At 66.7% G+C, this 12,022-nt stretch carries 10 protein-coding genes; 5 read left to right on the plus strand and 5 right to left on the minus strand.

Features of this window, described 5'->3' with window-relative positions; all coding sequences use genetic code 11:
• Positions 1 to 168: 168 nt before the first annotated feature.
• Positions 169 to 1,629: an MATE family efflux transporter gene (locus ABE423_RS07280; protein ID WP_049399635.1), complete on the minus strand. Its 1,461-nt coding sequence runs from the start codon at positions 1,627 to 1,629 to the stop codon at positions 169 to 171.
• A gap of 62 nt (positions 1,630 to 1,691) precedes the next feature.
• Here ABE423_RS07280 and ABE423_RS07285 point away from each other — a divergent pair, with 62 nt between their 5' ends.
• The 3 genes from ABE423_RS07285 to ABE423_RS07295 all read left to right on the plus strand — a co-directional run bounded on the left by ABE423_RS07285 (position 1,692) and on the right by ABE423_RS07295 (position 3,649).
• Positions 1,692 to 1,931: a hypothetical protein gene (locus tag ABE423_RS07285; RefSeq protein ID WP_032127550.1), complete on the plus strand. Its 240-nt coding sequence runs from the start codon at positions 1,692 to 1,694 to the stop codon at positions 1,929 to 1,931.
• 9 nt (positions 1,932 to 1,940) lie between these two features.
• Positions 1,941 to 2,348, plus strand: coding sequence for an RNA-binding S4 domain-containing protein (locus tag ABE423_RS07290; RefSeq protein WP_004149153.1), 408 nt, complete (start codon positions 1,941 to 1,943; stop codon positions 2,346 to 2,348).
• A gap of 113 nt (positions 2,349 to 2,461) precedes the next feature.
• Positions 2,462 to 3,649: a cellulase family glycosylhydrolase gene (locus tag ABE423_RS07295; RefSeq protein WP_032127549.1), complete on the plus strand. Its 1,188-nt coding sequence runs from the start codon at positions 2,462 to 2,464 to the stop codon at positions 3,647 to 3,649.
• A 72-nt stretch (positions 3,650 to 3,721) separates the two neighbouring features.
• Here ABE423_RS07295 and ABE423_RS07300 read toward each other — a convergent pair whose 3' ends face one another.
• The 3 genes from ABE423_RS07300 to mutS all read right to left on the minus strand — a co-directional run bounded on the left by ABE423_RS07300 (position 3,722) and on the right by mutS (position 8,827).
• Complete coding sequence (locus ABE423_RS07300) at positions 3,722 to 4,324, minus strand: DUF937 domain-containing protein (RefSeq protein ID WP_049424483.1); 603 nt, start codon at positions 4,322 to 4,324, stop codon at positions 3,722 to 3,724.
• A gap of 108 nt (positions 4,325 to 4,432) precedes the next feature.
• Positions 4,433 to 5,944 carry a catalase gene (locus tag ABE423_RS07305; RefSeq protein ID WP_182474429.1) on the minus strand — a complete coding sequence of 504 codons (1,512 nt, stop codon included), beginning with the start codon at positions 5,942 to 5,944 and terminating at the stop codon, positions 4,433 to 4,435.
• 327 nt (positions 5,945 to 6,271) lie between these two features.
• Positions 6,272 to 8,827 carry a DNA mismatch repair protein MutS gene (gene mutS, locus ABE423_RS07310; protein WP_032127546.1) on the minus strand — a complete coding sequence of 852 codons (2,556 nt, stop codon included), beginning with the start codon at positions 8,825 to 8,827 and terminating at the stop codon, positions 6,272 to 6,274.
• 341 nt (positions 8,828 to 9,168) lie between these two features.
• Here mutS and ABE423_RS07315 point away from each other — a divergent pair, with 341 nt between their 5' ends.
• Together ABE423_RS07315 and ABE423_RS07320 are read left to right on the plus strand one after the other, a co-directional pair.
• Positions 9,169 to 10,446 carry an O-antigen ligase family protein gene (locus ABE423_RS07315; RefSeq protein ID WP_121503892.1) on the plus strand — a complete coding sequence of 426 codons (1,278 nt, stop codon included), beginning with the start codon at positions 9,169 to 9,171 and terminating at the stop codon, positions 10,444 to 10,446.
• A complete protein-coding gene (locus tag ABE423_RS07320) occupies positions 10,446 to 11,438 on the plus strand; it encodes a glycosyltransferase (protein WP_121503891.1) in 993 nt (330 codons plus the stop codon). The genes ABE423_RS07315 and ABE423_RS07320 overlap by 1 nt, the downstream gene beginning before the upstream one ends.
• Before the next feature lie 29 nt (positions 11,439 to 11,467).
• On the opposite strand, the gene ABE423_RS07325 is transcribed toward ABE423_RS07320, so the two are convergent.
• Positions 11,468 to 11,860 (minus strand): barstar family protein, encoded by a 393-nt coding sequence (locus ABE423_RS07325; protein WP_049424493.1) that lies wholly within the window; start codon positions 11,858 to 11,860, stop codon positions 11,468 to 11,470.
• Positions 11,861 to 12,022 lie beyond the last annotated feature (162 nt).

The following is a 12,022-nucleotide window of genomic DNA, read 5'->3' on the forward strand; positions in this document are numbered from 1 at the left end:
CTGGCCGGCTGTTGCACGATGCTTCCGCAGAGGTTTGAAATTGCCGGCCAGCGGCCGGCACTACCGTGGTAATGACCGGCGGCGAAGAGGAAGCGGTAGAGCCGGCCGCGGGCCGGCTGTTTTGCGATGCCCCCGGAGGGGTTTGAGGTTGCCGGCCAGCGGCCGGCACTACCGCAGTGGCGCGGCATCCGGGTCGGCCACCGGCGACGGCGGGCAGGCCGGAATCTCCGACGGCGTGGCCAGTTCCTCGGCGTGCGAGGGCTTGCCCATCATCTTCGCCTTGCGCCAGCCGCCCCAGCGGTAATAGGCCAGCGACAGCAGCATCGACACCAGCGAGCTGACCGGGAAGCTCCACCAGATCGCATCGGCGCCCCAGTACGGCTGCAGCAGTTCGGCGAACGGCACGCGTACGCCCCACAGCGAACCGGCCAGGATCAGCAGCGGCGGAATCACTGCGCCGGTGGAGCGAACCACGCCGGAGATCACGAAGCTGACGCCGAAGAACAGGAACGAGCCGATCACCACGTGGTTGAGATGGCGGGCGATGTCCAGCGCCTGGCTGGCCGGTGGCAGGAACAGTGCCAGCAGCTGGCGATCGAACACCACCAGCGGCAGGATCAGCGCGCCGGTCAACAGGAAGTTGAACAGCACGCCCTGGCGCGCAGTGCCACGCACGCGATCCCAGCGCTGCGCACCGACGTTCTGCGCGGCCATCGACGAGCACGCCGCACCGATCGCCATGGCCGGCATCTGCAGGTAGTTCCACAGCTGCAGGGCAGCGCCGTAACCGGCGCCGGTGTCGGTGCCGTACTGGTTGACCATGGTCATCAGCAGGATCACCGACAGCGAGATCAGCACCATCTGCAGGCCCATCGGCACGCCCTTGATGACCAGCGCCTTGAGGATGGTCAGGTCGAGCTTGAACAGGCGCATGTCGGCGCGGCCCAGCCACAGGGTGTGGCGCTTGTGCCGCATGTACAGCAGCAGGCCGGCCAGCGACAGCGTCTGCGCGACCAGCGTGGCCCAGGCCGAACCGGCAATGCCCAGCGCCGGGAACGGCCCCATGCCGAAGATCAGCACCGGGTTCAGCACGATGTCCAGCGCCACCGACACCATCAGGAAACGGAACGGCGTGCGTGAATCACCGGCACCGCGCAGCGCGGCGGTGAGGAAGGCGAACGCGTACAGCGTCGGCATCGCCAGGAAGATGATCTGCAGGTAGGCCTCGGCCAGCGGCAGCGAGGCGGCCGGCGTGCCCATCGCCGCCAGCAGCGGATGGGCCATGAACCAGCCGGCGATGGCGATGATCACCGACAGGCCGATGAAGAAGGTGGCGCTGGTACCGACCACGCGCCGTGCCTGCGCGATGTCGCGCGCACCGATCGCCTGGCCGATCAGGATGGTCGAGGCCATGCCGAAGCCGAACACCGAGCCGATCAGGAAGAACATGATGTTGTTGGCGTTCGCGGTGGCGGTCAATGCCGCCTCGCCGAGGAAGCGCCCCACCCAGACCGCATTCACCGAACCGTTCAGCGACTGCGCGATGTTGCCCGCCAGGATCGGCAGGGAGAACAGCAGAAGGTTGCGGCCGATCGGGCCGGAGGTCAGGTCAAGCGGCGCTTTGGCCATGGAGTGGTGATCGATTCCCGGGAGGCGCACACTAGCACCAAGCCGGTTTGCAGGATGTGGCAATGCATCAACGACTGCAGGTGAAATGGAGCCTGGCGATGGCCTTGATCGGCACCGCACTGGCCGCATGTTCGACAGGTGACCGGCTGGGCGATACCCAGGTGCGGCCGACCGACCGACCCGAGTGCCTGGTCGGCAGCCAGCGCCAGGACCTGTCCGCTGGTGTACCCACGTTGATTGGGGGCAGCGGCTGCCGCACCGACCCCGACCATCCGCGTCCTCTGAACAAGCCACCGGAGTAGTCCGCACCGATGCCTGAGCTTTCCCCGTTGTCGCCCAGTGTCCGCCTGGACATCTGGTTGTGGGCGGCCCGTTTCTTCAAGACCCGCAGCCTGGCCAAGCAGGCCATCGAGACCGGCAAGGTCAGCGTGGCCGGGCAGCGCCCGAAGTCCTCGCGCGCGGTGCGCGTGGGTGAGCAGCTGCAGGTCGACCGCGGCGAGGAGCATTTCGAGATCCAGGTGCTGGGCCTGAGCGACCAGCGCGGGCCGGCGCCAACGGCACAGCAGCTGTACGCCGAGAGCGAGGCTTCGAAGGCGCGCCGTGCCGAACAGCGTGCACTGCGCATCGCGGCACGCGATGGTTTCCAGCCGCCGGAACACAAGCCGGACAAGCGCGCGCGGCGTTTGATCCGGGCCTTGGGTGACATCGACGCGCTCTAGCGAAATCCTGATTCCAACGGATTGTTCCTATCGCGGTGCGAAACAAGGCGCCGGTCACGGTACGTTCGGATTGCGCTGGGCAGGCTGGTTTTTCACCTATCGAAGGCCTGCCCATGCGTCGTCTGCTGTTATGCCTGTCCCTGCTTGCTGCTGCGCCACTGCACGCTGCCGACATCACCTTCTGGGACGTTCCGCAACGCGGTGGCAACAGCATGAACATGTCGCCTCCGGACCGGAAATACTTCGAGGCGCTGCGTGCGACCGGTGCGACCTGGGTGCGGCTGGTGCCGGACAAGTGGAAGGGGCAGGGCGGTCGTGACTTCCTGATCGGCAACGCCGATGACTATCGCGGACTGGTTCCGGCCGACCTGGCCACGCTGCGGCGGGTGCTGGATGACGCCGATGCGGCCGGACTGAAAGTGGTGCTGACGCCGCTGTCGCTGCCGTTGCTGCGCTGGAAGCAGCACAACGGCGATGTGGTCGACCAGCGCCTGTGGCAGTCCTTCGACAACCATGTGCCGGCCCGTCGCTTCTGGCATGACCTGGCCACGGCGCTGAAGGGTCATCCTGCCTTGGCCGCCTACAACCTCATCAATGAGCCGGTGCCCGAGTACGGTGCAGGCCTGGCCGAGCATGCGTCCACTGAGGCGATGCAGCGGTGGTATGCCGGTGTGCAGGACGGCCCACGCGATCTGCGCCGCTTCTACTCGGAACTGATCGCCAGCATCCGCGAGGTCGACACCGCGATGCCGCTGATGCTGGATGCGGGCTGGTATGCCGCCGCCGACGGTTTCAACTACTGGCCGGCACCGCTGGCGGATTCGAAGCTGCTGTACAGCGTGCACATGTACGAGCCGTATGCAGCAACCAGTGCACCGAACCAGACGCGTGCCAAACCCTGGCGCTATCCGGCGCAGGTGCCGTTCGGTGCAGGCAGCGAGCATTGGGATGCGGCGCGTGTACGCCGTTACCTGCAGCAGCCGATGACGTGGGCCGCCTCGCATGGCGTCGGTGCCAACCGCATGGTGGTGGCCGAATTCGGCTGCATGCGGCGGTGGCCGGACTGCAGCCGCTACCTGCAGGATGTGCTGCAGGTGCTGGAGCAGGACAAGGTGCACTGGGCCTTCTACGCCTTCCGCGAGGATGGCTGGGACGGCATGGACTACGAACTGGGCGACAAGCCGCTGCCGTGGTCGTACTGGCAGGCGCAGGAAAAGGGCGGCCATGTCGAGCCGCCGCGTTCGATGCAGGCGCCCCTGTTCGCACCGATCCTGCAGCGTTTGAAGGCGGGCAACCGGTAAGCCGCCGGGCATGGCCCGGAGCTACCCATGGCGATGCCGGTAGCGCCGGCCCATGTCCGGCCAGGCTTTCCCTCAGCGCTTGCCGCCGAGCAGATTGCCGCCCAGCTTGAGCAGATCGCCCACGCCCAGCTGACCATCACCATCCTGGTCCAGCAGGCTGCCGAGCAGGCCACCGGCAAGACCGCCCTGTTGCTGCACCTGCTGCTTTTCCTGGCCCAGGGCCTGGCTGAGCGAGCCGGCATCGGCCTGGCCGCCGCCGAGACGCTGGGCGAGGAAGGCCATCACGATCGGGGCAAGAATCTGCAGCAGCTGGCTGGTGCGGCCGCTGTCGAGCTGGGTGGCCTGGGCCAGGCCGGTCTCCACCTTCTGCTGGCTGCCGCCGAAGATGTGGCCGAGGATGCCGGCACCGTCGCTGGCGGCACCACCGCCACCACCACCCAGTACCGAGCCGAGCACGCTGCCCAGGTCCAGGCCGCTGTGGTTGTTCTGCAAGGCGCCGAGCAGGGCCTGCGCGCCCTGCGGCTGCGAGGCGTTGTTGCCCAGCGCGCCCATCAGCACCGGCAGCGCGGCACTGATCGCGCCGGAAGCCTGGGTATCGCTGATGCCGAGCTGCTGCGACACCTGCTGCAGCGGGGCGCCCTGCAATTTGGCGAGAAGTTCATCGGTCAGGCTCATCTGCGGAATCCTTGATTGGGGTTGGGCGTGCAGAAGGTACGACGCGGACCGTTAAAACGGCGACGCCGCCTCACGGGGAGGCGGCGTGCCGTTCACGGGGAAGGGCGATCAGAGCTCGATGTCTTCAGCGCCCGGGGTGGCGGTGGGGAAGTCCGCTTCCGGCTGCGCCGGCTTGAACGGATCCGACGGCTGGCTGGCCAGCGCCTTCAGCGCCGCGGCAACACCGGCACCGTAGGCCGGGTCGGCCTTGCTGCAGTTGTCGATGTGGCGCTGCTTGATGAAGTCCGGCGCATCGCCCAGGGCGCGGGCGGTGTTGGCGAACAGGCGGTCCTTCTGTGCCTGGTTGTAGCTGCGGAACAGCGCACCGGGCTGGCTGAAGTAGTCGGCGTCGTCCTCACGGAAATTCCAGAAGTCGGCGTCGCCGCGGATCTTCATCGGCGGTTCGCGGTACTGCGGCTGTTCCTGCCACTGGCCGTAGCTGTTCGGTTCGTAGTGCGGCAGACCGCCGTAGTTGCCGTCCACGCGCATCGCACCGTCGCGGTGGTTGCTGTGCACCGGGCAGCGCGCTGCGTTCACCGGAATCTGGTGATGGTTCACGCCCAGGCGGTAGCGCTGCGCATCGGAATAGGCGAACAGGCGCGCCTGCAGCATCTTGTCCGGCGACGGGCCGATGCCCGGCACCAGGTTGCTCGGTGCGAACGCCGACTGCTCCACGTCCTGGTACCAGTTGACCGGGTTGCGGTTCAGTTCGAACTGGCCCACTTCGATCAGCGGGTAGTCGCTCTTCGGCCACACCTTGGTCAGGTCGAACGGATGCACGCGGTAGGTTTCCGCGTCCAGCTCCGGCATGACCTGGATGAACAGCTTCCACTTCGGGAAGTCGCCCTTCTCGATCGCGGCGAACAGGTCGCGGCCGTGGCTTTCGCGGTCATGGCCGACCAGGATCTGCGCTTGCGCGTCGGTCAGCGATTCGATGCCCTGCTGGCTGACGAAGTGGAACTTCACCCAGAAGCGTTCGCTGTCGGCGTTGGTGAAGCTGTAGGTGTGCGAGCCGAAACCGTGCATGTGGCGGAAGCTGCGCGGAATGCCGCGGTCGCTCATCACCACGGTCACCTGCAGCAGGGCTTCGGGCAGCAGCGTCCAGAAGTCCCAGTTGTTGCGCGCGCTGCGCAGGTTGGTGTGCGGGTCGCGCTTCACGGCCTTGTTGAGGTCGGCGAACTTGCGCGGGTCGCGCAGGAAGAACACCGGGGTGTTGTTGCCGACCAGGTCCCAGTTGCCTTCTTCGGTGTAGAACTTCAGCGCGAAGCCGCGGATGTCACGTTCGGCGTCGGCGGCGCCACGCTCGCCGGCCACCGTGGTGAAGCGGGCGAACATCTCGGTCTGCTTGCCGACCTTCTCGAACAGCTTGGCGCGGGTGTACTTGCTGATGTCGTGGGTGACGGTGAAGGTACCGAACGCGCCCGAGCCCTTGGCGTGCATGCGGCGCTCGGGAATGATCTCGCGGTTGAGGTTGGCCAGCTTTTCCAGCAGCCACACGTCTTCCATCAGCAGCGGGCCACGCGGGCCGGCGGTCTTGCTGTTCTGGTTGTCCACCACCGGTGCGCCGAAGGCCGTGGTCATCGGCGTGACCGGATCATCGCCGTGCTTCTGCTTGGGCGTGGTGCTCAGCTCGCGCTGCTGCTCGGCGCCCTGCTCCGGCGACGGGGCGGTGTGATACGGGCACTTGGCGTTGTTGTTGTCGGACTGGCTCATCGGCTGGCTCCTGGTGGCGGTGAAGACGTGGGAGAAACATCTTCACTCGACTTTAGCTATGGCCAGATGAAATGAATAATCGAATGATCCATTCAGGTTGATAGATTCTGTCAATTGAAACGCAGAATCGGATTTGCACAGTCTTTCAACAGGCCTCCCGCAAGGCGAGCGGGAGGCCATGGGCGTGCGCTGCGGCTACAGCAGTGCCTTCAACCGGTACAGGGCTTCCAGCGCCTGCTTCGGCGTCAGTTCGTCCGGGTCGATCGCCGCCAGCGCGTCCTGCGCCTTGCTCGACGGTGCTGCGAACAGGCCGAACTGCTGCGGCGCATCCAACGCCTGCGGCGCCAACTCGGCGGCATGGCTTTCACCACCGCGCTGTTCCAGCTCGGCCAGGCGACGCCGTGCCTGTGCCACGGTGGCGCGCGGCAGGCCGGCCAGTGCCGCCACCTGCAGGCCGAAGCTGCGGTTCGCCGGGCCATCCTTTACCGCGTGCATGAACACCAGCGCCTCACCGTGCTCGACGGCATCCAGGTGCACGTTGGCGATGCCGCTGCGGCCACCCTCGTGCTGCTCGTCGGCCAGCGCGGTCAGCTCGAAGTAGTGGGTGGCGAACAGCGTGTAGCAGCGGTTCTGGTAGGCCAGGTGGCGGGCCACCGCGTCGGCCAGCGCCAGGCCATCGTAGGTGGACGTGCCGCGGCCGATCTCGTCCATCAGCACCAGCGAATGGGCGGTGGCGTGATGCAGGATGTAGCTGGTCTCGGCCATCTCGACCATGAAGGTCGACTGCCCGCGGGCGAGGTCGTCACCGGCGCCGATGCGGGTCAGGATGCGGTCGATCGGGCCGATCAGCGCACGGCTGGCCGGCACGAAGCTGCCGATGTGGGCCAGCAGTACGATCAGCGCGTTCTGCCGCATGTAGGTCGATTTACCGCCCATGTTCGGGCCGGTGATGACCAGCATGCGACGGTCCGGATGCAGATCCAGATCATTGGGTTCGAACGGCTGCTCGCGCACCGCCTCGACCACCGGGTGGCGGCCACGCTCGATCTTCAGGCACGGCTCGGCCTGCAGCTCCGGGCGCGCCCAGTCCAGCGCCTGCGCGCGTTCGGCGAAGGCCGCCAGTACGTCCAGTTCGCTCAGCGCGGCGGCGCATTGCTTCAGCGGTTCCAGTTGGCCGCCGAGGGTGTCCAGCAGCTGCTCGTACAGGTACCTCTCGCGCGACAGCGAGCGGTCACGCGCGGACAGCACCTTGTCTTCGAACGCCTTCAGTTCTTCGGTGATGTAGCGCTCGGCATTGGTCAGCGTCTGGCGGCGGGTGTAGTGCACCGGCGCGCGGTCGGACTGGCCCTTGCTGATCTCGATGTAGTAGCCGTGCACGCGGTTGTAGCCCACCTTCAGGGTGGGAATGCCGCTGCTTTCGCGCTCGCGCTGTTCCAGGTCGACCAGGAACTGGTCGGCGTGGGTGGACAGGCGGCGCAGTTCGTCCAGCTCTTCATCGAAGCCATCGGCCAGCACACCGCCGTCGCTCAGTTTCAGCGGCGGCATTTCGGCGATGGCGCTGGCCAGCAGCTGCGCGCACTCGTCGTGTTCGCCCAGCGCGGCGTGCAGCGTCTGCAGGCGCGGCGAATCCAGTGGTGCCAGCACCTCGCGCACCGCCGGCAGCAGGCCCAGGCCGTCGCGCAGGGTGGAGAAATCGCGCGGCCGCGCCGAACGCAGCGCGACACGGGTGAGGATGCGTTCCAGGTCACCGAGGCGGCGGAACTGCTCGCGGATGTCCGCATCGCTGCCGCGATCGATCAGGGTTTCCACCGCATGGTGGCGCTGTACGAGCACCTCGCGCAGGCGCAGCGGGCGGTGCAGCCAGCGCCGCAGCAGGCGCCCCCCCATCGGCGTAACCGTGCTGTCGAGCACACCCAGCAGCGTATTGCGGGTGTCGCCATCAACACGCGTATCCAGTTCCAGATGGCGGCGGGTAGCGGCGTTCATCGCGATCGCCTCGCCGGCGGTTTCCATCGCGATCGAGGTCAGGTGCGGCAGGCGCTGCTTCTGGGTTTCCTCGACATAGCCAAGCAGGGCACCGGCCGCAGCGGTGGCGCGCGGCTTGTCGTCGATGCCGAAGCCGCTCAGGTCATGCAGCTTGAAGAAATTCAGCAGCTGGCGGCGGCCGCTGTCGGCATCGAACAGCCACGGCGCGCGGCGACGCACGCCGGTGCGCTGGCGCAGGAACTCCGGCCAGTTCTCCTCGTCGGGCACCAGCAGCTCGGCCGGCTCCAGCCGCGCCAGTTCGGCTTCCAGCGCGTCGTCGGTTTCCACCTCGTTGACCAGGAAGCGGCCGCCGGCCAGGTCGGCCCAGGCCAGGCCGTAGCCCTGCTTGCTGCGCGACAGGGCCATCAGCAGGGTGTCGCGGCGTTCATCCAGCAGCGCCTCGTCGGTGACCGTGCCGGGGGTGACGATGCGCACCACCTTGCGCTCGACCAGGCCCTTGGCCAGCGCCGGGTCGCCGATCTGCTCGCAGATCGCCACCGACTCGCCCAGCGCCACCAGCCGTGCCAGGTAGCCTTCATAGGCATGTACCGGCACGCCGGCCATCGGGATCGGTGCGCCGCCGGAGCTGCCGCGCTGGGTCAGGGTGATGTCGAGCAGGCGCGCCGCCTTGCGGGCGTCGTCATAGAACAGTTCGTAGAAGTCACCCATGCGGAAGAACAGCAGCAGGTCCGGGTAATCGGACTTGGCCGCGAAGAACTGCTTCATCAGCGGGGTGTGTTCCTTGGACGCCTTGGCGTTGCTGGTGTTGTCTTTTGTATCAGTCACTTGGGGCGTTTCGCGTCTTGGGCAGGGCGTCGGGGCGTGGCCATGCGCAGGCATGGCCGGAGAGGACATTAGTGTAGCGACCTGGGGCGGTCGATGATCCGCGGCCCCCGCGCTGGGCCCGGGGGCTGTCCGTGTGCCAACGCCTGCGCCCCTGCGCCGGCACTTTGGTTGATTTCCCCAGGGGCCCACGGTAGTGTCAGCCCCGGCGATTTCCGCCAAGCGGCCTCCATGGAAACCGGGGCGACTTATCCCCCGGGCGGGCGTTGATGGAAAGAACAAGCATGACTGCAGCCTGCATGGCCGCCGAACCTCGTTACACCTGGCGTACCGTCCTGCTGAGCATCCTGGTCGCCATCGTTCCGCTTGCCGGCTCCGCACCCTACACCTTGCTGAAGGCGGTGCTGCTGCTGGCCCTGCTGGTCACCGGCGTGGTTCTGATCCGCCGCCAGCCCGATGTCCGCCTGCGCTACCGCATCGCCCGGTTCATCGTGATCGTCTGCTTCCTGCGCCTGGCCTATGCCTTCTACAGCATCCTCTGGCACGGGCTGCGCTGGAACGAGCTGGATCTGCCGGCGCAGACACTGCTCTACCTGGGTACCGCTGCCGTGTTCGCCACTGCGCTGGACTGGCGCCTGATCTGGAAGATCTTCGCCGTGTCCACCCTGGTCTTTGGCGGGTCGTGCATCGTGCAGCACCACGTGATGGGCCTTGAACGCGCGCACGGTTTCAGTGGCGGCGAATGGACGGCCATCGAGTTCACCATGGTGACGCTGTGCATGGCGTTGTTCTCGGTCATCCGGTTGATCCAGCCCAATGTGCATCCGGCCGAACGCTGGCTGCACGGCGTGGCCATCGCCGTCGGCGTCTACGGTTCGATCCTGGCGCAGAGCCGCGGACCGATCCTGGCGTTCATTCCCGCCATGCTGATGGTGATTGCGGTGCACGTCCGGCGCACCCGGCGCTGGCGGGGGGCACTGGTCTTCGTCGGTGCCCTGGTCATTGGCGTGGTCGGTGCCACCTCGGTGCTGAACCATGAGGTGATCCAGCGCTTCGGTGAGGTCAGTGGCGAGATCTCCGGTTTCAACCAGGAAAACGAGGTCGGCTCGGTCCGTGAGCGCATCGCCATGTGGGGCGTGGCGGTCGACGCCTTCGCCGAGCATCCCGTGGCGGGGGTGGGCCTGAACCAGTTCGGTACCTATGCACGTGAGGGCATCGCCCGCGGCGAGGTGTCCGAGTCGATCTTCCGCTACAACCACCCGCACAACGAGTACCTGGAAGCGGCGGTGACCGGTGGCGTGCCGTTGCTGCTGATCATGCTGCTGGTCTTCATCCTGCCCGGCATTCATTTCGTGCGGCGCCTCGGCCACGCCGACGACATCACCGCGATGATCGCCACCGCCGGACTTGCCGTGGTCATCGTCTATGCGCTGTCGGCGTTCACGGACAACGTGTTCTACCGGGCGATGCCGCATTCGTTCTATTTCTACCTGGTGCTGGGCTTCATGCTGGCGACCGCCTTGCCTGCGCGCGACCTGCGCCGGCCAGGGAGTCCCTCCTGATGGCGCATATCCACCTGCTGGCCGCCGACAACCAGCGTGGCCTGTCCCATGACATCCAGGTGATCGAGCGCTCGTTGCAGCAGCTCGGGCATACGGTGACGGTCAGCCGTCTGGACGCGGTGCGCAATGGGGGGGCCTGGAAGCTCCGCGGGATGCGCCTGCGCAGGCTGCTGGCCTCGTGGCTGAGCCTGGGGCGCACGCCGGCCCGGTTCGACATCAACATCTCGCTGGAGCATGTCCGGCCGGCAAGCTTCGGACTGGCCGAGGTCAATCTGTTGATTCCGAATCCGGAATGGGTGTCCGCACGCAGCCTGCGGATCCTGCCGCGGTTCGATGCGTTGTTGACCAAGACCGAAGACGCTACGCGCATCTTCAATGCGCTGGGCATGCGCGCGCTGGAAGTCGGTTTCTGCAGCCGTGACCGCTACGACCCGGCGGTGCCGCGCAGACCGCGCAGCTTCCTGCATGCAGCTGGTACCAGTCGCATGAAGGGCACGGCAACGCTGGTCGAGGTCTGGAAGCGCCATCCGGAGTGGCCCTTGCTGACCATCCTGCGCGGCGGCCCTTCGGACGAAGATGAGGGCGGGGCCGCGAACCTGCGGATCGTCCGCGAGCGCCTGCCCGACCAGGAGGTGCAGCGCCTGCAGAACGAACATGCGTTCCACCTGTGCCTGTCGCAGACCGAAGGCTGGGGCCATTACCTGGTGGAAGCGATGAGCTGCGGGGCGGTGGTGATCACCTGCGATGGCGCGCCGATGAACCAGATGATCGACGACAGCCGCGGCATCCTGGTTGCCGCGCACGAGGGCGAGCCCTGCCATCTGTCCAGGACCTGGCATGTGGATGAGAAGGCACTGGAACAGGCCGTCGAGCGTGCGCTGGCGATGGATGAGGCCGAGTGGACCCGGCTGGGCGCCAATGCACGCGCATGGCACCTGGCCAGCGAAGTGGCGTTCCCACGCCGGCTGGGCGAGGCCCTGGCCAAGCTTTGAGCTGATGGGGGCTGGTTGCTGCAGAGTGCTCAGCCTGGCACCAGGGTGATCTGCGGATGGCTGCCGAAGATCTCCATGACGATCTCGAAGTAGGTCTGTCCCTGGCCAAGCGACAGTGCCATCAACTGAGCGTGGATGGCCGGACCGTTGAACCTGCCGCCCTGATCGAGTTTCGACTGCAGCCAGGCGCGCGTCGTCTCGCGGCCCAGTGCCTCGCGGCTGTGGGCGATGTCGCGCCACACCACCGTGGCGGTGGCATGACCGGCGAGCGCGCCGTAGCCCCCGTGCAGCAGGTCATCAAGCGCGTCCAGGCTTGCGCCCAGCTGCCAGTCTTCGTCGGCCATGAATACACGATTGATTTCCACGTAGAGGCTGGCGATGTCGTTGATGGACGCGCCTTCGATGTGCAGGATCCGTGTCATCTGCAGACTGTAGCCCTCCGGGGCGACGGTTGTAACCGGCGCAGATAATCCGGGCCGCCCTGGATGGGGTGGCGTTATTATGGTGTTAATCCTGCATGATTTTCATCGGGCGCTGGCGTGTCAGCGGTATTCGATAAGGATATGGCGCCATTATTGGCCGCT

The organism is Stenotrophomonas sp. TWI1409, from assembly GCF_039673015.1.
GTDB classification, from domain to species: domain Bacteria; phylum Pseudomonadota; class Gammaproteobacteria; order Xanthomonadales; family Xanthomonadaceae; genus Stenotrophomonas; species Stenotrophomonas maltophilia_A.